Origin of the sequence: Bradyrhizobium sp., assembly GCF_004799445.1 — a bacterium.
Classification (GTDB): domain Bacteria; phylum Pseudomonadota; class Alphaproteobacteria; order Rhizobiales; family Xanthobacteraceae; genus Bradyrhizobium.
Genome location: NZ_SSNA01000091.1, coordinates 68,002 through 90,021, shown reverse-complemented (window position 1 = coordinate 90,021; position 22,020 = coordinate 68,002). Strand labels below are relative to the sequence as shown.

Below are 22,020 nucleotides of genomic sequence, written 5' to 3'. Positions count from 1 at the left end.
CCGTCCTATTCCGCGGCCACGGTGCCCGGCATGCTCTTGCCCTCCAGCGCTTCGGCGACGGCATCGTCAACCCGCTCAAGCCAGACGAACTCAAGCTTGTTGCGGGCGCCCAGCGGAATATCGTCGAAGTCACGACGATTTCGCGCCGGCAACAGGACGCGGGTCAATCCTGCGGCGGCCGCAGCGACGACCTTCTCCTTGATGCCGCCGACCGGGAGCACCAGCCCTCGCAGCGAAATCTCGCCGGTCATGGCGGTGTTGTTCTTGACGGTGCGATCCGTGAGCAGGGAGGTAAGAGCTGTAAACATTGCAACACCGGCACTGGGCCCGTCCTTCGGGGTAGCGCCGGCCGGCACATGGATGTGGATGTCGCTCTTCTCAAACAGCGAGGGATCGATTCCGAGCTGAGAAGCGCGGCTCTTCACCAGCGTCAGAGCGGCCTGTGCGCTCTCGCGCATGACCTCGCCGAGCTGGCCAGTCAGGATCAGCACTCCTTTTCCGGGGGTGCGTGTGGCTTCAATAAACAGAATGTCGCCGCCGACCGGTGTCCAGGCGAGCCCGGTTGCAACACCGGGAACACTGGTGCGCATGGCGATCTCGCTTTCGAACCGGGGTTGGCCGAGAACAGCGGCGAGGTCCTTCGTGGTCAGCAGAACCCGGCCCGCGCTGTCTTCGGCGATCTGGACGGCGACATGGCGGAAAGCCTTGCCAATCTCCCGCTCCAGATTGCGAACTCCGGCTTCCCTTGTATATCCCTTGATGATGAACCTCAGCGCGTCCGAGTCGATCTCCGCCTGTTCGGGCTTCAGTCCATTGGCCTCAAGCTGGCGGCGGACCAGATAGCGCTGCGCGATCTCAAGCTTCTCATCTTCCGTGTAGCCGACCAGGCTGATGATCTCCATCCGGTCCAGCAACGGACCCGGGATGGTATCGAGCATATTGGCGGTTGCCACGAATACGACCCGTGAGAGGTCGAACGGCACACCAAGATAGTTGTCGCGGAACGTCGCATTCTGCTCTGGATCGAGCACTTCAAGCATCGCGGCAGAGGGATCGCCCTGGATTCCGCGCCCCATCTTGTCGATCTCGTCGAGCATCATGACGCAATTGCGGGAACCGGCTTTCTTGATCGCCTGAATGATGTTGCCGGGAAGCGCACCGATATAGGTGCGCCGGTGGCCACGGATCTCCGCTTCGTCGTGAACGCCGCCAAGACTGACTCGTATGAATGGCCGCTGCATCGCGCGTGCGATCGACTGTCCGAGCGAAGTCTTGCCGACGCCGGGAGGTCCGACAAAGCAGAGAATCGGCGCCTTGCCGTGCGGCGCCAGTTTGCGGACCGCCAGATATTCGATGATCCGGGTCTTGATTTTTTGCAGACCATAATGATCCTCGTCGAGGATGCGCCTCGCCTCGGCGATATCGATCGGCTTTTCTTCCGGCAGGCTCCAGGGCAGCTCAATCAGCCAGTCCAGATAGCTGCGGACCATGCCTGCTTCCGCTGCGGCCTCCGGCATCCGCTCGTAGCGGCGAACTTCCTTGCGGGCCTGGCTTTCCGCTTCAGGCGGCATTTTGGCCTTGGCGATAGCCTCGTTCAGCTCCGCGACCTCCTGGGTCTTCCCGTCGCCTTCGCCGAGCTGGCGCTGGATGGTCGCCATCTGTTCGCGAAGGATCGCCTCCCGCTGACGCTCGTCGAAAGTCGCCCTTGTCTGCTGTCCGATCTCTCGGCTCAGGCGAAGTACCTCGATACGCTCGGCCAGATGCCGTGAAACCTTTTCCATGCGAAGCGCGAGGTCGATCGTTTCGAGAATCTCCTGCTTCTCCTGGGGTTTGATGTCCATGTAGGACGTCGCAAGGTCCGCCAAGGTCGAGGGCGAGGTGGTCGCCTGAAGGACGGCAACCAACTCTTGCGGGGCCTGCGGAAGCAGCTCCGCAGCTTCGATGGCCTGCTGCTGCAAATTCAGAAAACGCGCCTCGATTTCCGGCGAGCTCGTTGTGGGTTCCGGTATGTGAAGAACCCGGGCCACCGGAAACGGGGTGCCCGGAAGGTAATCAAGCATGCGGATGCGTTGAACGCCCTGGCAGACGAGATGGTGGCTTTCATCGGGGCCGGTGATGTAGCGCACGATATTGGCCATGGTGCCGACGCGATACAGGTCGTCAGGCCCTGGTTCGCTCAACTCCGCCTCGCGCTGGAGCAGGATCCCGATCGGTCGCTGTTCCCGCACCGCCTGCTGCGCCGCGGCGATCGATTTCGGCCGCCCTATCGTGATGGGCATGACAACGCCGGGAAACAGCACGGTGTTGCGCACGGGTATAATGATCAGCGCGTCTGCTGGAATTGGAGCCGTTTGATCGGGGAGGGTGGTGGCGCCGGGGGCGGGTCCGGTTGATTCATTGGCCATGCAGGATCTCCTCAACTGGACTTGGCGAGACGCAAGCCGACGCAGCCGTTGGCGGCAAAACGCGTGATGGTGTAGCGGCCCAGCGGCAGCGGAATGCGACGCTCGAACCGGCCCTGAGGCAGTTCGAGACGCAGAATTCGCGCGTTGCGGAGTTCCGCAGGCAACACCCGGCGTCCGCTGACGACGAGTGCTCCCTTGTCGATCACCGCCACGACCTTATCGGGATCGACCCCCGGCAGCGCGATCAAGATCAGAACTTCGCGGTCAGTCTCCAGCACGTCGATGGGTGGTTCCCAACTCGGCTCGCGTGTTCCGGTCAAGGGTTGAAGATTCAGGAACTGCTGATGCAAACGCTCGGCGCGGGCGAGCGTCTCGATGGCATTGGACAGCATCCAGTTGATGGGATCTTTGTTCGACATCCGTTTCTCCCGTCACATGAGATAGCTGGAAATAATCAAATCCGCCTGTTCCGAGAAAGTTTGGCGCGGAAATTTGGGATTCCAGGAAATAGCCATGTAACGCCGGGCCACCCACGGAAGTGCAAGTGTATAACCCGTATACGAGATAGCCTGCCCAACCAGTTGATCGGAATCAAGCCGTGCGGATCGCTGAGGTCGCGCCCTCCGAAAGGCGTCGTCCCCGGGGAAGAAATTGACCTAAATCAACCGTCGGATTGCATCCAATCCTTACAAGATGCATGAGGGGAGAATTTTGTCATGCCCATCTCTGTCGGCACCCGTTCAGATCTTGGACCGCCTCGGCCGGGGAGCAGGCGAGGCTCCTATTCGGAGCAGACCAATGAGGCTCCTAAATTACTTGAGGATGAGCCGGTCGAGGTGGAACGCGAGCTACCCCTGGAGGAAAACCCGCCGGTAGAACGCACCGAGCCTCATCATCGCCCTCCGTCACCCTTGTTTGAAGAAGAATGAGGTGTGCTGCGATGGAAAAGCAGATTTGGACGCCTTCCGCCGTCGCACGGGTTGTAAGTGATCGCCTTCAGCTATTTGCCTTGAACGGCACGAGCGAACTTGGACGCGATGTAAGTAGCTTGCTCGGTCATCACCTCAGCGCACATGAAGAGCGTGAGTTCGAGGATGGTGAGCATAAAGCAAGACCACTCGATTCAGTCGGCGGCGCCGACGTTTACGTGATCCATAGCCTTTACGGCGGGCCGCAACAAAGCGCCAACGACAAGCTCTGCCGGTTGCTGTTCTTCATCGCAGCATTGAAAGACGCCGGGGCCAGGCGGGTAACCGCGGTCGCGCCTTATCTCTGTTATGCGCGCAAGGACCGGCGCACCAAGGCGAACGATCCGGTCACGACGCGTTACATCGCCGCGCTTTTCGAGGCGATGGGCTGCGATGCCGTCGTCACGCTTGAAGTACACAACGAGGCCGCCTTCGAAAATGCATTTCGCTGCCGCGCGATAGCGCTCACCGCGGCGCCCCTGATGATCGCCCGGATCAAGGCAACCGCAGGAGAAGAACCTGTTTGCGTCATCTCGCCGGATCTGGGAGGCGGAAAGCGAGCGGACCTGTTGCGCGCAGCGCTGGAGGTGGCGATGGGGCGTCCGATCGGCAAGGCTTTTGCCGAGAAACACCGCAGTGCGGGGGTTATTTCGGGCGACCTGTTCGTGGGCGATGTCGCCGGCGCCACCTGCATCATCGTCGACGATCTCATCAGCACCGGCGGGACGTTGGTGCGGGCGGCGCGGGCCGCGCGCACGCGTGGCGCCCGGCAGGTTCTGGCATGCGTCGCCCACGGGCTATTCATGCCGGGAGCCGAAACGGCGCTTGCCGATCCGGCCATCGATCGCATCATCGCCACCGACGTGGTTCCGGCATTTCGCCTGCCGGCCGGTCCGGTGCGCGATAAACTCGACATTGTGCCGGCGGCACCGTTGCTGGCGGAGGCTATCCGGCGGCTCCACGAAGACGAGCCGCTTGACGATCTGCTGGTATTCTAAGCCGACCAGCCCGCGGTTCCCTCAGGCCCGCGGCCGTTCCTTCCGAGCACGGCCAAGAATACGTTCGAGACGCCCGGCATCGACCGCCGCAAGCTTGAGATAGACCCGGGCAAGGCGGGGCCATTTCTCCGGGGTGCGGGGGTTCGGATCGAGTAAATGGGCAATCGACAGGCGCGCGCGCAACATCGCCCGGTGGCTGCGATAGAACAGGAAAAGCCCGCTTGCCGCGTCGTCTTCCAGGGCACGCGCCAGGTGCCGCCTGATCCGCTCGCCGGCCCACAGGCCGCCAAGGCGTTCGCATTCAAGATGCAGGAAGGCGATTTCATCGAGAGGATCGTTCGCCCGCAGCTTTGGGTCGAATTCCAGGCAGTCGATGATGGTGACGGGCTCGCGCAGCCAGATGTGCTCGGGGCGAAGGTCTCCATGGGAATCGACGAACCGCCGTGCGCGGATCCGCTCGCGGAGCAGGGCGGATCGCTGCATTGAAAACCGGCGCTGAACCTGTGCAATCCGCTCCACGCATCCAAAGGGCAAGCCGAAGCGGGCGTCCAACAGCGCGCGGCAGTTCGCCGCGGGCGCCTTCTGCCACGTGACGACATAGGACTCGGGTTCAAGCCGGACTCGAGGCGCATGCGCGTAAAACGTGCCGAGCGTTGTCGCCAGTCGATCGATCTGTGTCGGTCTCAACCAGCCGCCACGCAAGGCCGCCTCAAGGGTCGCATTCTCCTCAAGCCGGCGCATGACGACCAGCCAATCGACGACAAATCCATCGCCGGAGATCGCGAGACCCGCGGTCGAGAGCGTGAGTGGCACGACGCCCAGATAGACATCCGGAGCGAGCCGCCGGTTCAGCAGATCTTCCGCGCGACAGGCCGCCTCGCGGCGGTCCAGGGTTGAAAAATCGAGATAGGCGAAGCGAACGGGTTTCTTGAGTTTGTAAACGCGGTCGCCGGCCATGAAGACCCAGGACATGTGGGTTTCGCGTGTGACCACCTGTTCGGGGACGGGCACATAGGCCGCCGGATCGCTGAGAAACCGGACCTTGTCACCGAGAGTGGACGCCTCCGGATCTGCTTGACCCGCCCACGGGGGCGTTTGCAAAAGTACCATCGAAAATAACTAGCGGGAGCTCTCCAGCCCGGCTTGACCCTGATCAAGGTCGGTTCCGAGCCAAGAGGTAGCGTTTCTCTAAAATGGAATGGAGGTGTCCAGCCATGCCCCAGATTTCCGCCACAAGCCGTGAAGAGCGCAAGAAGCTGCTGATTTCGCGAGAAGTGCTGATCCCGCCGCACGGTCTGGCCGGCACGCTGAACCGTCCAGGTGGAGCCCGGGCATTGGTTATCTTCGCCCATGGCAGCGGGTCGAGCCAATTCAGCCCCAGGAATATCCGGGTTGCGGAGGCGCTCAATCACCGAAGGATTGCGACGCTGCTGTTGGACCTTCTGCTGCCCCAGGAGGAGGAAGACCGGCAGAATGTGTTCGACATCAGCCTGCTCGCCCAGCGGCTGAAGCAGGCGGTACGCTGGGTGATCGACGAGCCGGACGTCAATTCCCTTCCGATCGGATTGTTCGGGGCGAGTACAGGCGCGGCGGCGGCTCTGGTGGCGGCCAGCGGGCTGGGCGATCGCATTGGCGCGGTGGTTTCGCGTGGCGGACGACCTGATCTTGCGGGTGACAGATTGCCGCTTGTCAAAATCCCGACGCTCCTGATCGTCGGCGGCGCGGATTATGGCGTGATCGAACTCAACCAACAGGCCCTGGAGCGCCTTGGAGGAGAAAAGAGCATTCAAATCGTTCCGGGTGCCACCCACCTTTTTGAAGAAGCCGGCGCATTGGACGCGGTCATCGAACTCGCCGCCGGCTGGTTTGAAAGCCATCTGTTCACCGGAAATCTCCGCGCCGCGAAAGCGGATCCGCGCAAGCCGGATGCACGTCAATGATGGATTTCCGGGACAGATCGGATGCCGGCCGCAGACTGGCCAAAGCGCTTTCGGGCTATAAGGGCCGTTACCCCGTTGTGCTTGCCCTGCCGCGCGGCGGTGTTCCCGTCGCCGCGGAGGTTGCCGCTGCACTCGAAGCTCCGCTCGACCTGATTCTGGTCCGCAAGATTGGGGTGCCGACCCAGCCGGAGCTCGCGATGGGAGCGGTGGTGGATGGCGCCGCGCCGATCGTCGTCCGCAATGAGGAGATCATCGAGCTTTCAGGCACAACCGCGCACCAGTTCGACGCGGCGTGTGCAGAGGAGCTTGCGGAGATCGAGCGCCGGCGCCAACTCTACATCGGCGACCGCGCCCGGGCAGAAATCGCGGGACAGGTGGTGATCGTCATCGACGACGGCATCGCTACCGGTGCGACGACACGGGCGGCGCTGCAGGCCATCCGCCAGCGGAAACCGAAAGAATTGGTGCTCGCCGTTCCCGTCGCTCCGCACGACACGATCACGCAATTGCGCAAGGAAGTTGATAGCTTGATTTGTCTGGAGACGCCGGAATTATTCGGGGCCATCGGGTACTTCTACCGGGACTTCCGGCAGGTCAGCGATCAGGAAGTCGTGACAATTCTGGAGCGCTTCCCGGCCACGAGGCCGGCGACGATTGCGTAAATCGTGCAGCTCGGTGACCGGTCGCTTCCCGCCGAACGGCCGCTTACGATCGGCGAAACGTTCCGGGTTGGCAATCCGTTGGATTGCCCAATAGCTCCTGGAAATGAGGCGAGGCCTGTGCGGCAGGCGAGGTACGAAGCATGTAGGCTTTCACCTCGCGCCAATGTTGAGGGGCAGGTGCGTCGCCCAGCGTTCAGGCGACCTTGCTGTCGTTCTTGATCGAGGCCTTGTAGCGCTGCAGGGCAACGGCCGCGTCGCCGGAGACGATCAGGGCTTCGAGAATCCTCGACAAGAACTGGAAGTCTTCCTTGCCGAGTGCTGCAAATTCGACATCGTTGATTTCGCGCTGATAGGGCGCGAGGCTGCGCAACAGAAATTTTCCCTTCTCGGTGATGGCGAGGGAAATCCGGCGCCGGTCGACGCTGTCCTGCGTCTTTTCGATCAGACCGAGAACCTGCAGCTTGCTGGTGACCGTGGTGATGAACGCGCCGCTCATGTGCAGGTGATCGGCGACGGTCTTGACGTTGACATCGCCGTCCAGGGCGAGATGACCAATCGAAATCAGGATCGTGTATTCGATGCCCGCCAGACCGATCTGCCGGGCGTGGCCGTCGCGGATCGCTTCGTGACGTGCCATGAAGGCAAATATATTGTGCACGAGCTTTCGAAAGTCCCGATCGGTATCGTCGTTGAGCAGTTCGGGGCGAGTCACCGTTAACGGCAGCGATCCCTTCGGCTTCGCGCCATCGTGGCGGCGGGGGATCTGGTTGCGCTCGGACTTGGTTTTTTGACGCGCCACACGCTTCTCCGGAATTGGCCGAATTTTAACAGGCTAGGTGATGACGGGCAGGACGTTGATGTCGTAAGCGTGTTTCAACGTGCGTCCGAGAACGGGATCTTCAAGCTCCATCTCAAAGCGGGTCGCAGGCCGGATGCCCCCGATCGCAGCAAGGGTTCCGCAATACATCACGGTATTGGGCGCAAGCGCGGATCCATAGCGCGCGATCAGATCGGCGGGCGGCCGCATCCCGGATAGCGTGCCGTCCTGGTAAGCCAGGCGCTTGCCGTCGATGGTGACGAACGATCGCAATTTAAGTTGGTCCCAGTGGTCGACGACGTCGTCGAGGGCCCAGAGATCGTGGCCAAGTTGCTTGGCGCAGAGCTGCTTCGATAGCGCAATGCCCTGGGTCTCGGCCTTGCGGTCGGTATGGTCCGACCCGACCGTCAGACAAAGCTGATCCTCGACGGCGACAATGACGGGCTCGACCTCGCCGGACGTGTCAGGTCCCAAAACCTCGACCACCGGTGCCTGCGTGAGATTAAGAATGCTGTTGCGGTAGAACACGGGGACGGAAGAAGGGCGAGGTACGCCGATGGCGGCCAGTTCTTCGATGTGATGGCGTAACGCAGCCTCGTCGCGGCCGGTCCAGCCGGCGACAATGAGCGCTGCGGGTTCCAGCGTAATGCGCTGCTGGCCCTGCCGGGCGTGAAGGTCGAAACGTAGCATGCCGCCGGTGTCCCCCGAAAAAGACTTTGAAAACTAGCTAAGTCCTAACGTATATTAGATTCTCGTTCCAGAGAACACGATTCCGGCCGATTTCGCGACGCGCTTCTGCAGTTTCCAGCCGCGGTCGATCGAAGCGTACAACTAGCAGAAGGACCAAAAGCTAATGGGCGTTAACAAGGAACATAAGGAATTCCACGCGGTCGACATGTCCACGGGGTGGGAAACTCCGGCCGGCTATCCGGCGGGCATCCAGCAAAAAATCCTGTCCGGCGGTCTCGATGAGAGCAACAAGCGCGGCTCGCGTTCGCGGCTGCTTCGTTTCGCGCCCGGCGTCTACACGACCAAACCGTTCGTCCACGATTACTGGGAAGAGGTCTATCTCATCTCGGGCGATCTGACGGTCGGCAACGACGAGAGAGGTGAAGGCGGAACGGAATTCGCTCCAAATACCTATGCCTCGCGGCCGCCGGGGGCCTATCACGGTCCCTTCAAGTCGAAGAACGGCTGCATGCTTTTCGAGATCCATTATTTCGATCCGGTCTGACAGCGTCGCCGAAGCCCTCAATGGGCCGAGGCAAAATCCTGCATCACGTTCGATCTGGCAATTCTCGCCTTGCGCGTCGTGGCCGGCGTGTTGCGGCTGCGGCCGATGAAGCGCGGGACGCCCGCGCTCACCACCGCGCCGATCGCGGCAATATCGCCATGGTTGATCGCCGTCAGCGCGGTCGCCTGCGTGCCGCCGTCGGGCGCGTCGAGCAGCACGATGTCGGCGGCATTGCCCGCTCTCAAAAAGCCGCTGTCGAGACGATACACCTTCGCATTGTTGCCTGACGCCGCGCAGATCGCCTGTTCGGGAGTCATGTCGGTCAGGCTCGCCAGATGCGCCATGGTATAGAGGATACCGAGCGGCATGATTCCGCTGCCGGTCGGCGTGTCCGTCGCGATGATGAAACGATCGAACGCATCATGCTGCATCGCGAGCCGGCCGCACAACAGGGCAGTGCGCAAGTTGCCGGCGGTGCACACCTGCAGCGCCATGGTGCTTTCCCTGATGACGCGCTCGAAATCCCGGTCCGGCATCGCCGTCGGGCCGCCATTGATGTGGAAGGATACGTCTGGATGCATCTTGAGCAGATGGTCGCCGGTGATGGCGCCAGAGCCTGGAATCGATGAGCCGCCGGTGTGACACGTGGTGATGAGCCCCGCGGCCTTGGCGTCGGCCACCATCGGCACATAGTCGTAAGCGGTCTTCACCGCGCCGAACCCGGCTTTCGCCAGTCCGACGCCCTTGCTCGCCAGCTCGACGAAATCTTCCTTCTTGAGGCCGGGTTCGAGGATGACGGAGCCCGCGATCACCCGCATGCCGCCCGGCCGATAGTCTGCAAAGCAGCGCTGTGCCGCCAATGCCAGCGCCTTTACGCCTTCAACGTCGCGCGGGCGGCCGGGAACATGCACTTCGGACGCCGAGATCGAGGTGGTGACGCCGCCATGCAGATAGCTTTCGAGGTAGCCCACCGTGCGCTGGCGGGGCGTGTAATCGCCAAAGGTGATGTGAACGTGGGAATCGATCAGGCCGGGAATCGCGGTCATCCCGCCAGCGTCGATCACCACATCCGCGCTCTCGATCGCCGCCGGCGACGCGGTTCCGACACTCACGATCTTGCCGTCGTCCGCAACGATGCAATCGCCTGCGGCGATCGGCGCGCGCCAGTCGCCGGAAACGATTTCCCCGAGATTGACGATCGCTATTTTCATGGTTGCGTCACCGTCAATGTGTCACGCCGTTCAATTCGTCCGCGAGCGAATAGGACGACAGCAGGCTGTCCACAGCCCCCGTCGCGGAATTCCAGTCGTAAGTCCTGAAGCTGTGACCGGCAGTGACGAAACGCGCGCCCGCATAGAACATCTCGTATTGCTGATGCCGCGATCCGAACTCGGAGCCGACGGCGTCCCAGCACGCCTTGAGGAACTTGACCTTGTCTTCCGGCTCCATCGCCGCGGCCCGCTGGGTCGTGTGGATGATTTTCTTGAGCATCGGATCCTTGAAGTCGTCAATTGAGGAAGGCAGCATGATCAGCGCGCCTCCGGAAAGGTCGCGGATCGAGTTGACGAATTGGGGATAGAGATCCTGGGTCAAAACCTGGGCCGAATACATGAAATGCTTGTTCGGCACCCAATACTCGCCGACTTTCGATCCGCTGGCCTCCATGCCCGACAGCATCGCCTCCACCATGCTGGCCTGCGCGGCCATGTAGCCGAGCTTCTCGCTGACCGAGGGAATCTTGGTGGTGCCGATGGCTTCGGTCAACCGGCGCGCCAGACCCAACAGGAACTTGATCTTCACCGACAGGCGAATCTGCGCCTGATAGTTTTGAAAGGAGTGTCCCTGCGTATCATGAAACTGCTGCCGGCACACGTCGGTGTCGCGGTAGACGAACAGGCGATCCCACGGCACCTTCACGTCATCGAAATAGATCAGCGCGTCATTTTCGTCGAATCGCGAAGACAGCGGATTGTCGAATATCGACACCGCGGACGATTCGTATGATTTGCGCGACAGGATGCGGATGCCCTTGGTGTTGATCGGCAGGGCGCAGGAGAATGCGAGATCTTCCTCGCCAGGCTTCAATGGCTGAAGATTGGCAACCAGGACCTCGTTCGCCAGGATAGAGCTCGTGCCGAGCATCTTGGCGCCACGGATGGTAATGCCGCCGCTGTCCTCATCGACGATGCGGGCGACGAGATTGTCGGCCTGCTGGCTCCAGTCCTTGGCGCGTTCGGCCTGCGGGTTGATGATCACATAAGTGAGAAACAGATCGTTTTTGGCCGCGTAGTCAAAATAGTCCGCGAATGCCTTGGCCCGGTCAGGGCTGTGCTTCCTGAACACGTCGATGCCCATCCTCTGGCCGACCAGGGCTGAGGCGACATGGTCCGGGGAGCGGCCCATGAAGCCGTAGTGGACGTTGGCCCACGCCTGCAGCGCCTTGCGGCGCTGAATCATCTCGTCGTAGCTGCGCGGCATCTGCCAGGCGCGGTTGACGCGGCGGTTTGAGCCTTCCGGCTTGAACGTCATCAGCTCGATATTTTCGGGCTGCGCCTGGAAGTCGTACAGCGCACCTGCCGATTGCACCGCATTCCGAAACGCCGGATGGGTCGTGACATCGGGCACCAACTGTCCATCGATATAGACCGTGCGACCGTCTCTCAGCGACGCAATGTGTTCTGCACCAGTCTTTGCAACCGTCATATGCGACCCCGCTCAGAAAACTGTCTGTCCGTACTTTCTTCGCGACACTTATACGAGACCATCTTCGCCCTTGATGTCCGACGCCGACAAGCCGCCGACACGGTGATTGGGCCGTCCGCGCGTGGCGTAGACCGCAATGATCGCGATCTCGTCAGGTTGCGGCGCATCGGGCAGCATGATCGTCATTCCATCGTAGTGCGATCGTACATAAAGCGCGTCCTTGTGCGCGAGCGGCACGTCGATCGTGCTGCCCGGCCCGCCGCGCTTGGTCATGGAAGAAATCCACGCTTTTCCGCCGCCGGCCGCCTCGCGCATGACGTTGCCGAACACGGTCGTCAGCATCGCGTTGCCGTGTTCCTGTTCACCGTTGATGCCTACGATGGCAGCCTTGCCGTAACTGACGGCCTTGTCGGGCGCCAGCAGCTGCGCGGCGATCGCACAGATTTCACGCCCCACGGTCTCGCTCGCTTTGGTGAGCGGAGACAGGTCGTCTTCGAAACGGCCAGCGAACGGATTGTCGAGAATCGCAACGGCTGCGGCTTTTCGCAGCCGCGGTGAAACGTCCTGGCCGTCCTGGCTGCGGATCTCATCCAGAAACGTGAGCACCCGTTTGATTTTCATTTTGCCCACGCCCATTGCGCCAGCCAGCGATTTCTATCAATTAATTACATAACAAACGAAGCTTTTCAAGCTGGCTAACCGATGGTAGCGTCCGTGATCGGAAATCGGATTACCGAGCCCGATGCAAGCCGGATGGCATGCGGCATGCATCGGTACGGTAATGGGTGAGGCAATAGTTGCGGCAATGGTCGTGACCCTCGGGGCAGTTGCAGGCGTGAAACCAATCCAGATGACGGTAATGAGGAGACTGGCATGAAGTCGGGCTTGAGCAGAGCGCTGTGTGTCGCCGGACTGGGCGCGTTGTTGATTGCTACCGCAGGCCCAGGATTTGCGCAGCAGGCTGACCGCGAGATCGTGCTGGGAGCGATCGTGCCCAGCAGCGGTCCATTTGCGGAATGGGGCCGCGCCAACACCGTAACCCTTCAGATGATCGAGAAACAGATCAATGGCGGCGGCGGCATCAACGGCGCAAAGCTGCGCATCGCGATCCTCGACGACGCAACCAAACCCGCGCAAGCCACCAACAACCTGCGCAAGTTAGCCGGTGACGACAAGGCGCTGGCGGTTGCAGGTCCCCTGACCAGCAGTGCAGCGGAAGTCACATTTCCGGTCGCAAACGAGATGAAGATTGTCGCGACATCACAGGCGTCTTCGAAACCGGGCGTCGCCAAGCTCAATCGGCCATGGGCTTTCCGCAATACGATCGATGAGGGCGTGCTCGGCCGCACCACCGTCCCGTATTACAAGAAAAGCTTCAACATAAAGTCGGTCGCGATCATCTTCGACGCCAAGGACGCAACCGCGGCGACCGTCGGCAGCAGGATCATGCCGGCGTTGATGAAGGAGAACGATATCGAGGTGCTGAACGCCAGCGATCCGCTGTCGTTCAACACCGGCGATCTCGACGTCAGTGCGCAGGTCACCAAGATGAAGGCGCTCAATCCGGACGGCGTCGTGGTCAGCGCGGACTACAGCCAGGCGGTGACGGTCATCCGTGAAATGAAGCGGCAGGGCATGATCAAGCCGGTTGTCGGGTCGACCCAACTGATATCGTCGGCGATCCTCAAGGCCGCGCCGGAAATACCGATCGTTGCGCCGGCCACCTTCTACGCCACCATGAAGGGCGACAAGCCGGAGAAATTTGTCAACGAATTGCAACCTCTGCTGCGCAAGACGAGCGGTCTGCCGCCTGAAATCGAGCCCAGCATGTATGATGCCAACATCTACGAGATCGTCAGTATCTATATCGATGCGATCAAGGCGACAGGTGTGACCGGAAAACCGGAAGACCTGGAAACCGATCGGGCAAAGATCCGCGATTACATGGCAAAGCTGGCCGGTTTCCCAGGTTTGGGCGGCCCGATCGGTTTCAACGATGATGGGGACGCCATCAAGGCATTCTATATCTTGCAGGGCGAAAGCGGGGCCTGGCAATCGAAGGTGCGCGGCTGCAGCGCGGCGCCCGGACATCCCGGGTGCTGACGACCCGGATCTCCACGCCCATTCCCAGCCAGAAGGCAAATCAGACCGGTGCTCCTCCAGCAGCTCGTTAACGGCCTGACGTTGGGAGCGGTCTATACCCTGATCGCGCTGTCGTTTTCGCTCGTGATGGGCATTCTGGGTGTGCTCAATCTGGCGATCGCCGAGCTTTTCATGCTCGGCGGGTATTTCGGCTTTGCGGCCATTCTCGCGAAGCTGCCGCTGCCGGTGGCACTGCTTGCGGGCATGGCTGGTGCAGCGCTGGTAGCTGCGGTGATCGAGAGGGTCGGGTACCAGCCGTTCCGCGATGCGCCCGTCGTGACGCCGATGCTCAGCACGCTCGGCTTTTCGATCATCCTGCAAAACGTCGCGACCAACATATGGGGCTCCGATCCACTGCAGTTGCCGGATGAGGTGTTTGGCGCGCGATTCACGCTTGGCCCGGTCAGCGCCAGCGCGATGCAACTCACCATCGTGGGCGCGACCGTGGTTCTGGTCGCCCTGCTGGCCTTTGTCGTGCAACGCACCGCCCTGGGGCGCGCGCTGCGCGCCGTCGCCGAAAATCGTGACGTCGCCCGCCTGCTCGGTGTTTCGGCCGGCCCCCTCACTCTGCTGGCTTTCATGTTGTCGGGCGCTCTTGCCGGCGCTGCCGGCGTGCTGATCGGCCTGCATTATGCCGCGATAACTCCTTATATCGGGGTGGAAATAGGCCTGAAGGCCATCGCCGTCATGGTGGTCGGCGGCACCGGGCGCATCTGGGGGGCGCTGATCGCCGGTCCGCTTATCGGTGTGGCGGAAGTCATGACGACGGCTTATGGCGGATCGCAAATTCGCGACTTCGTCGTCTATGGATTGATGATTGTGATCCTGTTGCTGAGGCCACAGGGCTTGTTGGGTGGCGCCCGCACCGAACAGGGCCCGCGCGTATGATGTCGACCTATTACGCCGGCCTGCTGGCAGATGTGGGCATTCTGCTGCTCGGGGCGTTGAGCGTTTACATCATCTTGGCGACCGGTCAGCTGTCGCTCGGCAATGCCGGCTTCATGGGCATCGGCGCCTATCTGACGTCTTACCTGACCGTGACGATGGGAGTCCCCCTGACCCTGGCGCTTGTCATCGCGGCTGCCGCCTCAGGTGCAATCGGCGTGATCATCGGTTTCCCGGCGCTACGCCTCAGAGGAATATATCTGGCGATGGCAACGCTTGGATTCGGCGAAATGGTCCGCAGCTTCTTCCTGAATTTCGACGCGATGGGGGGCGCCGGGGGATTCCACGGTATGCGCCATGTCTCGCTGGGTTATATCTGGACGTGGGCAGCCGCCATTTTGCTTCTGGTTGCGATCCTGGAGCATTCGCAGATCTGGCTCGAATTGCGGGCGGTCCGTGATGACGAAACTGCCGCAGCCCTCGTCGGACTCGACACCACGACCATCAAGGTCGGGGCGTTTGGGTTCGCGGCGGCGGTGGCCGCGATTGCCGGCGGCCTGTTCGCGCACCATCATGTTTACATCGAACCCGGCAACTTCAGCTTCGAGCGTTCAATCGACTTCGTGCTCGCCGTGATTCTCGGCGGCTCGACCGTCGGCGCGGGCGCCCTCGTCGGAGCGCTGCTCCTTGTCATGTTGCCCGAACATCTGCGCTTTCTGGCGGACTGGAGGTTCGCGGTGTTCGGCGGGCTGTTGATTGCGATGCTGCTGGTGCGTCGCCAGGGAATCCTCGACCGTTCGTTGTTTCGCTTCTTTGAATTCCGGCGCTCCGCATGACCGGCAAACAACAGCCGCGGCTCGAGGCGGCGGGCATCACCAAGATGTTCGGCGGTATCCGCGCCCTCAATGACATTTCGCTTGAGGTCCTGCCGAAGCAGATTGTCGGCATCATCGGCCCGAACGGCGCGGGCAAGACCACGACCTTCAACGTGATTACCGGGGCCTATCGCCCCAGCACAGGCGAGGTGCGGCTTGATGGCAAAGCTGTCACCGCTGAACCTTCCCACCTGATCGCGCGCGCAGGGATTTCCCGAACCTTTCAGAACATCCGCCTGTTCGGGGATATGACGGTGTGGGAGCATTTGCTCGTCGCGCAGCCGCATAGCGACTTTACATTGCGCCGTCTTTTGCCGACGCGCTGGGCCGATCCGCAGGCCTTCCGGCGCGCCGAGGAAATTCTCGAATTCCTCAAGCTTGCGGATGTCAAGGATCGGATTGCGCGTTCGCTACCCTATGGCATCCAGCGAAGGGTGGAAATAGCCCGCGCGATCAGTGCGCGGCCAAAGCTATTGCTACTCGACGAGCCGGTCGCAGGGATGAACCACGACGAAGCGGACGATATCCGGCGGCTGATCCTGACGCTCCGCGATAGCGGGCTGAGCATTCTGCTGATTGATCACGACATGGCATTCGTGATGAACCTTTGCGATTACCTCTACGTACTGGATTTCGGCGTGATGATCGCGCAAGGGCGGCCCGATCAGATCCGCAGCAATCCGGTCGTTCTGGATGCCTATCTCGGACATGCCACGTGATGCTTGAAATCCGCAATCTTCATGTGAGTTACGGAGCCATCTCTGCGGTGCGCGGCGTCGACCTTGACATCGCGGTAGGCGAGATCGTCGCGCTGGTCGGCGCCAACGGCGCCGGCAAGACGACCGTCGCCCGCGCGATCGCAGGCCTTCTGCCCTACCAGGGGGAAATCCGCTATGCCGGGCGCCTGCTCAAGCCAAACAGTGCCGAACGGAATCTGCGTCTCGGCGTCGCTCTGGTGCCGGAAGGCCGGGGCATTCTCTCCAGTATGACCGTCGGGGAAAATCTCCTGATGGGCCTGTATACCCGCATCGACAGGGATCAGGCTGCCGCGGATCTGGCGGATGTCCAGAGCCGCTTTCCTATCCTGGCCGAACGGAGGGACACGATGGCAAGCCTGCTAAGCGGCGGCGAACAGCAGATGCTGGCGATAGCGCGCGCGCTGCTGTCGAAACCGAAATTGCTGCTGCTCGACGAGCCGTCGCTCGGGCTTGCGCCAAAAATGACGGATTTCGTGTTCGAAATGGTGCTGCGCCTGCGGGACGAAGGACTGACGGTGTTGCTGGTCGAACAGAAGGCGAGGCAGGCGCTGAAGATCGCAGGTCGCGCCTACCTGATGGAGACCGGGCGGGTTCTGACTTCGGGTCCTGCGCGAGAACTCCTCGAAGACCACGTTCTTGCGAACGCGTTCCTGGGCGCCGGTGCAAGCAAGGCCTGAGATGATCCACTTGGGACATCACCTTGGTACCGCGCGAGAGTTTTTGGGTCACACGCGGCCAATTGAGCTTCGGAGCTTCCGCCGTGAGAGTGTAAAAACAGACACATCGAAACTTGCTTGGCTTCGTCAAATTCTGCGAGGTCAACCCAGGCCGATACGCCGTCTTAGTTCCGGTTTCTGCGCGAGGACATCGACCAGCCAGGGTACGCATCGTTCGGCCGTGTCCAGGGCCTCGGCTGACGAATCATAGCTAGTGCCCGAATAGTACTGTACGGGCGTCCATTGCCCGCCGTCTTCGATGTCCCGCCGAAATTCCTCGAACCCATAGCTGCCGTCCGATCTCGAGAAGATATCAACGCATCTGTCGTGCTCGGAATTCTCGACACTGACAAAAACGGTCCATGACCTGTCGAGACGCTTTGACATGAGGCTTTCTTTCCGCGGGATGTTCCGGAATGCATTTACCGGGGCAGGCCTGCCGTATCTCTACCCCGATAGCATCCGGAACACATTGGCTCAACTCGGCGAGCGGCGCTGCACCAGCCCCGGGGCTTTCGAGTCCTGGAGCCGGAACCTCGGTCACAAGGGCAGCTATTGCGATAGGGCGGGACGTCGAGACACAAGCTCAAAGCCGGTCGGTGTACAGGGCAAGACCGCGGTGATATAAAATTTCATATGCGCTGGCAGAGCTTGTGACATTGATGACGCAACGGATTGTATCCGATCTACAGAACCTCGGACTTCGAAGTGGCGACACTGTTTTGGTCCGATGTGCAGCCAAAGCCATTAATGTCGAGACGGGAAGCCCAGCCAAAGCATTGTTCGACAGTATTTGTCATACGATTGGCCCGACCGGAACGCTGGTGGCGCTCTCGTTCACGTCAGACTTTTATTTTTGGCAAAAGCAGCGCGCCGCCCAGTTCCCATTTCACTCGAGAACGAAATCGGAAACTGGTGCCCTGCCACAAATAGTTCTGGATCACCCTTCTTCAGTAAGAAGCAAGCACCCCACGAATTCATTTGTCGCGATTGGCCCGAATGCCAATGCGATTGTGCAAGGTCACGATGAAAGTTCGACCAGCTTTTTTCCGATCAAGAATTTGATCGATTTGGGCGGCAAGCTACTGCTGGTGGGATGCGTCGATTCCAGCCCGGGCCTTAGCACTGTCCATCGTGTGCAGGAGGATTTGGGTCTCGCTGATAAAACCCTCATGAGCCGGATGCGTGGATGTGCGGTGCAGGAAGGCGACGATATCCGCTGGTTTGAACGAAAAGATGTCGCGGGATGCAGCGCGGGGTTCGGAAAATTCTACAGGCACTATGAGTCCGCAGGGATACTGCGGACGGGCCTTGTCGGAGGTGCCTACTCCATTTTCGCCGATGCGGCCGCCGCATATAACGTCGAACGCACCATATTGGAGAAAGACCCAACGGTGGCGTTTTGCGACGACCCTAGTTGCACGTCTTGTGGGCTTCGAACGTACGCTCCGGCGCGAATGACGAGATTCTTTCTCTCGGTGCCGCTAAAAGTCGCTCGCCGCTTTCTTGGATAGCGCCGTATGATCGAATTTTCTCAAGGGTTTGTGTCGATTGGTTCCGATCGGCCTGTACCGCTCGCCGGCCGGGCAGGATCGCCGCGCGTCGTGGGAGACGTCGAGGGTACCTTGGAAGCCAACATGTTGGCGGTTTTTTCCGAGGGCGCCTGCCGGGCAGTTTTCGTTTCGATCGACGCCTTGTTTGTGGGCCGTGAACTCAGCGACATCCTTTTGTCAGCGTGCGCTGACTTCGGCGTTGCCAACGAGGCTGTCTTGATCACGGCAACCCAGACGCATTCTGCTCCGGCATTGGAGGACACAAAACCCGCACTGGGCCGTCGTTGCGATGACCACTTCGCCGATGTGCGGAAGAAATTAACCCGGTTGGTATCGGACGTGCTTACTGCGCGTCCCCAGCAGGGCAAGGTAACGAAAGGTCGATCTGCTATCGACGCCAGCGTAAATCGGCGACTTCCCTGGCATCTACCCCAGTTGACCCGCCGCGGCGTCCAGTTCGAACGGACCGTGTTTGCGCCCAACCGAAGCGGCACAGTAGATCCACTTATAACCGCGATCGTCATTCGAGGTGAGAGCATCGCGGTCGTTTGGCACTACACCTGTCATCCCTCGGGATTTCCGGTAGAAAAGATAAGCGCCGATTATCCGGGTATCGTTCGGCAGGCGCTGAGGCAAAGATTTGGCAAAGACACTGCCTCGATATTCTTGCAGGGCTTTACGGGGGACATTCGTCCCGTTAGCGGGGCGCGGCCTCCGGGTTTAATGCCGCTGGTCCGCCGCGCCGTTCAAGGGCCGTGCTTCTACGACATGAAAATAGAAAACTGGCGTGGCTGGGCAAAAAGTATTTCCAATGGGGTGATGCAGGCAATTGATGCTGCGACCTCAATTGAGGATGACGTGCCGATGTCAGGACGAATTGCCTCGACGACGCTTGACAAGGTGATGTCAGGAGGAAGCCGGAATCGCCTGGTCGAAGTCCAGCACCTTCATTGTTTCGGCGAAAGAATTTTAGCGGTGAGCGCTGAGCCCTTGCTGGGTCTGAAAGATATTTGCCCAACGGAATCTCTTTTGGTCGGCTACAGCCGGGATGTATTCGGATATTGGCCTCGAGAAATGCAGCTCGGTCTGGGCGGCTATGAGGTGAATGGCTTCAAGGATTGGTTCGGGGTTGCCCACACGTGGCAATCCGGCCTGGACGATGTTTTTTCCGAGCTAGTGAAATATTGACAACGCCACCGTTGGGCTGGGGCCGGCCGCAGAATGTTGCCCGATCCGCCATCTAGAGTTGCCGGTTTTCGAATGGATCGCCGCGACTATAGCAGCCTCCACCCTGTCGCCCATGGCGCGAGCCAGTATTGATTTTTGCCGGGCAACCCTTAGAAATCGATGTCATGAAGCTTTAGCGTTGAGCGCGGCGCCAAAGTTCTGGATATTCCAATAAAAAGATAGCGGCGGGCGCTCTTCAAGAACATCGCCGATTTTGAAAACACGGGAGGATGCCTTGGTCAGGGCAACGACACTGCGTGAGTTGCTGCAGCGCGACGGTTGTTTGACGCTTCCAGGCGTCTTCGATGGCATTTCAGCAAAAGTGGCGGCGAGCATCGGTTTCGACGCGCTTTACATGACTGGATATGGTGTCGTCGCATCCGCTCTTGGCGCCCCTGACGCAGGCACTGCGACCTTCACGGAGATGCTTGACCGGGTGCGCTGTATCGCCGGCGCAATCAGCGTTCCGTTTATTGCCGACGGCGACACCGGCTATGGCGGATTGTTGAATGTCGATCGCACCGTGCGCGGCTATGCGGCCGCGGGCGCTTCCGGCATCCAGCTTGAGGATCAGGAATTCCCGAAGAAGTGCGGCCACACCGAATTCCGCCGCGTCATCCCGGCCGATGACGCCGTCGCCAAGATCCGCGTCGCGGTCGATGCGCGGCCCAGCCGCGATTTTCTCATCGTTGCCCGGACAGACGCGCGCTATGCCGAAGGCATGGATGCCGCCTTGCGGAGGGCTGATGGGTTCCTGAATGCCGGCGCCGATGTGCTCTTCGTCGAGAGTCCCGAGAGCCTGGAGGAATTGCGCCGTGTCGCTGAAACCTTCAAGGGCGCGACACTATTGGCGAACATGGTCGAGGGCGGTCGCACCCCGTATTTGTCGACGGCTGAGCTGGCGGCGATGGGCTTCAAGATCGCGCTCTATCCCGGTTCCGGCTTCCTGACGGCAGCTGGCGCCTTGCAGCTTGTCTATCGCCACCTGAAAACAGCGGGAATAGGAACAGGCAGCCAAGCTCCGATGTTGCCGTTCGCCGACATGAACACGTTGATGGGTTTTCCGGCAGTGCATGCCTTCGAAAAGCGCTACGGCCCGGCAAGGCCGGAACAATCGAAATAGGAACAATTCATGGCAAAGGGAAAAACGCTTGCCCGAGTTTGTTTTGTCCTGGGTTTGGCCGCCACGATCGCGGCCTGGAAAGCGCCGGCAGCCCAGGCCGAGACGATCACCGTCACCCATTGGGGTGGGCAATTCTACGGCGTGCCCTATGCGGTCGCCATGGCGAAGGGCCTGTTCAAGAAAAACGGTGTGGATGTCACGGGGATCCTGACCGCAGCGGGCGGCGGCACGGCGGTTCGCAACACGCTGGCTGGCGGAGTTCCTTTCGGGGAAGTGTCACTGGCGGCAGCCGTCCAGGCGATCAATTCCGGCCAGAAGCTCATCATCATCGGTGCCGGCGCTCAAAGCGTCGCCGACCAGATGTGGGTGGTGAAGAAGGATTCGGCGCTGAAGGGCATCAAGGATCTGGTCGGCAGGCAAATTGCCTATACCGTGCCCGGCTCGGTGAGCAACATGCTGATCCTGATGGCGCTGAAGGCCAGCGGATTGACCCAGCAGCAGGTGAAACTCGTGCCGGCCGGCGATCTCGGCGCCAACATCTCCGCCGTCAGCAGCGGCGCGGTCGATGCCGGCTTCTCCGACGAACTGATCTACGCGCAGAACAAGGAACTGGTGAGACCCCTCTTCATGGTGCGCGACATATTGGATCCGCGCATGATGCAGACCGTGATGATCACGACCGCGGAGTATGCCGGGGCGCATCCCGATGTCATCAAGGGCCTGATCGCGGGCCGCCGTGAGGGGCTCGCCTACACGCTGGAACATCCGGATGAGGCTGCCGACATTACCGCCAAGGCCTACAGCAATCCAAACGTCGATCTGTTCCGGACGCATATTCACGAACTCATCAAGGAAAATTATTGGAGCGATGGTCGGCTCGATTACGCAGTCATGAACCACATGGTCGAGGGTTTGCAGATCACCGGACAGATCAAGGGCGACGTCGATTGGCCGAAATACGTCGACACTTCCTATTTGCCGTCTGACCTGCGCTCGTCACAATGAGCCCCCCGG

21 protein-coding genes are annotated in these 22,020 nt (G+C 60.7%); 13 read left to right on the top strand and 8 right to left on the bottom strand.

From position 1 onward, the window contains the following. Nucleotides 1-5 precede the first annotated feature (5 nt). On the bottom strand, nucleotides 6-2,405 hold the full coding sequence (gene lon, locus E8A46_RS12350) for an endopeptidase La (RefSeq protein WP_291560902.1): 2,400 nt from the start codon (nucleotides 2,403-2,405) through the stop codon (nucleotides 6-8). An 11-nt stretch (nucleotides 2,406-2,416) separates the two neighbouring features. Continuing rightward, complete coding sequence (locus tag E8A46_RS12345; protein WP_291560900.1) at nucleotides 2,417-2,824, bottom strand: Hsp20/alpha crystallin family protein; 408 nt, start codon at nucleotides 2,822-2,824, stop codon at nucleotides 2,417-2,419. A 521-nt stretch (nucleotides 2,825-3,345) separates the two neighbouring features. Between E8A46_RS12345 and prs the strand changes: the two genes are divergently transcribed. After that, nucleotides 3,346-4,371: a ribose-phosphate diphosphokinase gene (gene prs / locus E8A46_RS12340; RefSeq protein WP_291560898.1), complete on the top strand. Its 1,026-nt coding sequence runs from the start codon at nucleotides 3,346-3,348 to the stop codon at nucleotides 4,369-4,371. A 21-nt stretch (nucleotides 4,372-4,392) separates the two neighbouring features. Here the strand turns inward: prs and E8A46_RS12335 are convergent, their stop codons facing one another. Further along, nucleotides 4,393-5,328, bottom strand: coding sequence for a hypothetical protein (locus tag E8A46_RS12335; protein ID WP_291560896.1), 936 nt, complete (start codon nucleotides 5,326-5,328; stop codon nucleotides 4,393-4,395). Between the two features lie 257 nt (nucleotides 5,329-5,585). On the opposite strand from E8A46_RS12335, the gene E8A46_RS12330 reads away from it, so the two are divergent. Together E8A46_RS12330 and E8A46_RS12325 are read left to right on the top strand one after the other, a co-directional pair. Beyond that, the gene (locus tag E8A46_RS12330) at nucleotides 5,586-6,311 is read left to right on the top strand and encodes a dienelactone hydrolase family protein (protein ID WP_291560894.1); all 726 of its coding nucleotides are present in this window, start codon (nucleotides 5,586-5,588) and stop codon (nucleotides 6,309-6,311) included. Further along, nucleotides 6,311-6,973 (top strand): phosphoribosyltransferase family protein, encoded by a 663-nt coding sequence (locus E8A46_RS12325; RefSeq protein WP_291560931.1) that lies wholly within the window; start codon nucleotides 6,311-6,313, stop codon nucleotides 6,971-6,973. The genes E8A46_RS12330 and E8A46_RS12325 overlap by 1 nt, the downstream gene beginning before the upstream one ends. A gap of 193 nt (nucleotides 6,974-7,166) precedes the next feature. Here the strand turns inward: E8A46_RS12325 and E8A46_RS12320 are convergent, their stop codons facing one another. Together E8A46_RS12320 and E8A46_RS12315 are read right to left on the bottom strand one after the other, a co-directional pair. Beyond that, the gene (locus E8A46_RS12320; RefSeq protein WP_291560892.1) at nucleotides 7,167-7,772 is read right to left on the bottom strand and encodes a MarR family winged helix-turn-helix transcriptional regulator; all 606 of its coding nucleotides are present in this window, start codon (nucleotides 7,770-7,772) and stop codon (nucleotides 7,167-7,169) included. A gap of 33 nt (nucleotides 7,773-7,805) precedes the next feature. Then, the gene (locus E8A46_RS12315) at nucleotides 7,806-8,480 is read right to left on the bottom strand and encodes a DUF2848 domain-containing protein (RefSeq protein WP_291560890.1); all 675 of its coding nucleotides are present in this window, start codon (nucleotides 8,478-8,480) and stop codon (nucleotides 7,806-7,808) included. A 163-nt stretch (nucleotides 8,481-8,643) separates the two neighbouring features. On the opposite strand from E8A46_RS12315, the gene E8A46_RS12310 reads away from it, so the two are divergent. Beyond that, nucleotides 8,644-9,024, top strand: coding sequence for a cupin (locus E8A46_RS12310; RefSeq protein WP_291560887.1), 381 nt, complete (start codon nucleotides 8,644-8,646; stop codon nucleotides 9,022-9,024). A 17-nt stretch (nucleotides 9,025-9,041) separates the two neighbouring features. Here the strand turns inward: E8A46_RS12310 and E8A46_RS12305 are convergent, their stop codons facing one another. Genes E8A46_RS12305 through E8A46_RS12295 form a run of 3 tightly spaced genes read right to left on the bottom strand, consistent with a single transcriptional unit; the run spans nucleotide 9,042 to nucleotide 12,348 of the window. After that, nucleotides 9,042-10,235, bottom strand: a complete 1,194-nt coding sequence (locus tag E8A46_RS12305; protein WP_291560886.1) for an amidohydrolase family protein — start codon at nucleotides 10,233-10,235, stop codon at nucleotides 9,042-9,044. 13 nt (nucleotides 10,236-10,248) lie between these two features. Beyond that, a complete protein-coding gene (locus E8A46_RS12300; RefSeq protein WP_291560885.1) occupies nucleotides 10,249-11,727 on the bottom strand; it encodes a 4-hydroxyphenylacetate 3-hydroxylase N-terminal domain-containing protein in 1,479 nt (492 codons plus the stop codon). Between the two features lie 48 nt (nucleotides 11,728-11,775). Next, nucleotides 11,776-12,348 (bottom strand): amino acid synthesis family protein, encoded by a 573-nt coding sequence (locus E8A46_RS12295; protein WP_291560883.1) that lies wholly within the window; start codon nucleotides 12,346-12,348, stop codon nucleotides 11,776-11,778. A 252-nt stretch (nucleotides 12,349-12,600) separates the two neighbouring features. Here E8A46_RS12295 and E8A46_RS12290 point away from each other — a divergent pair, with 252 nt between their 5' ends. The 9 genes from E8A46_RS12290 (at nucleotide 12,601) to E8A46_RS12250 (ending at nucleotide 22,011) form a co-directional block, all read left to right on the top strand. Next, a complete protein-coding gene (locus E8A46_RS12290; RefSeq protein WP_291560881.1) occupies nucleotides 12,601-13,830 on the top strand; it encodes an ABC transporter substrate-binding protein in 1,230 nt (409 codons plus the stop codon). Nucleotides 13,831-13,878: 48 nt separating this feature from the next. Beyond that, entirely contained in the window at nucleotides 13,879-14,757 is an 879-nt protein-coding gene (locus E8A46_RS12285) for a branched-chain amino acid ABC transporter permease (RefSeq protein WP_291560878.1), read from the top strand. Then, nucleotides 14,754-15,590, top strand: a complete 837-nt coding sequence (locus E8A46_RS12280) for a branched-chain amino acid ABC transporter permease (protein WP_363251618.1) — start codon at nucleotides 14,754-14,756, stop codon at nucleotides 15,588-15,590. The genes E8A46_RS12285 and E8A46_RS12280 overlap by 4 nt, the downstream gene beginning before the upstream one ends. Continuing rightward, complete coding sequence (locus E8A46_RS12275) at nucleotides 15,587-16,348, top strand: ABC transporter ATP-binding protein (protein ID WP_291560873.1); 762 nt, start codon at nucleotides 15,587-15,589, stop codon at nucleotides 16,346-16,348. The genes E8A46_RS12280 and E8A46_RS12275 overlap by 4 nt, the downstream gene beginning before the upstream one ends. After that, the gene (locus tag E8A46_RS12270; protein ID WP_291560930.1) at nucleotides 16,348-17,064 is read left to right on the top strand and encodes an ABC transporter ATP-binding protein; all 717 of its coding nucleotides are present in this window, start codon (nucleotides 16,348-16,350) and stop codon (nucleotides 17,062-17,064) included. Before E8A46_RS12275 ends, E8A46_RS12270 begins: the two co-directional genes overlap by 1 nt. Nucleotides 17,065-17,765: 701 nt before the next feature. Next, nucleotides 17,766-18,617, top strand: a complete 852-nt coding sequence (locus E8A46_RS12265; RefSeq protein WP_291560871.1) for an AAC(3) family N-acetyltransferase — start codon at nucleotides 17,766-17,768, stop codon at nucleotides 18,615-18,617. A 6-nt stretch (nucleotides 18,618-18,623) separates the two neighbouring features. Continuing rightward, entirely contained in the window at nucleotides 18,624-19,844 is a 1,221-nt protein-coding gene (locus tag E8A46_RS12260; protein ID WP_291560869.1) for a hypothetical protein, read from the top strand. A 274-nt stretch (nucleotides 19,845-20,118) separates the two neighbouring features. Further along, nucleotides 20,119-21,006, top strand: coding sequence for an oxaloacetate decarboxylase (locus E8A46_RS12255; protein ID WP_291560866.1), 888 nt, complete (start codon nucleotides 20,119-20,121; stop codon nucleotides 21,004-21,006). 9 nt (nucleotides 21,007-21,015) lie between these two features. Next, the gene (locus E8A46_RS12250) at nucleotides 21,016-22,011 is read left to right on the top strand and encodes an ABC transporter substrate-binding protein (protein ID WP_291560865.1); all 996 of its coding nucleotides are present in this window, start codon (nucleotides 21,016-21,018) and stop codon (nucleotides 22,009-22,011) included. The last annotated feature ends 9 nt before the right edge of the window (nucleotides 22,012-22,020 follow it).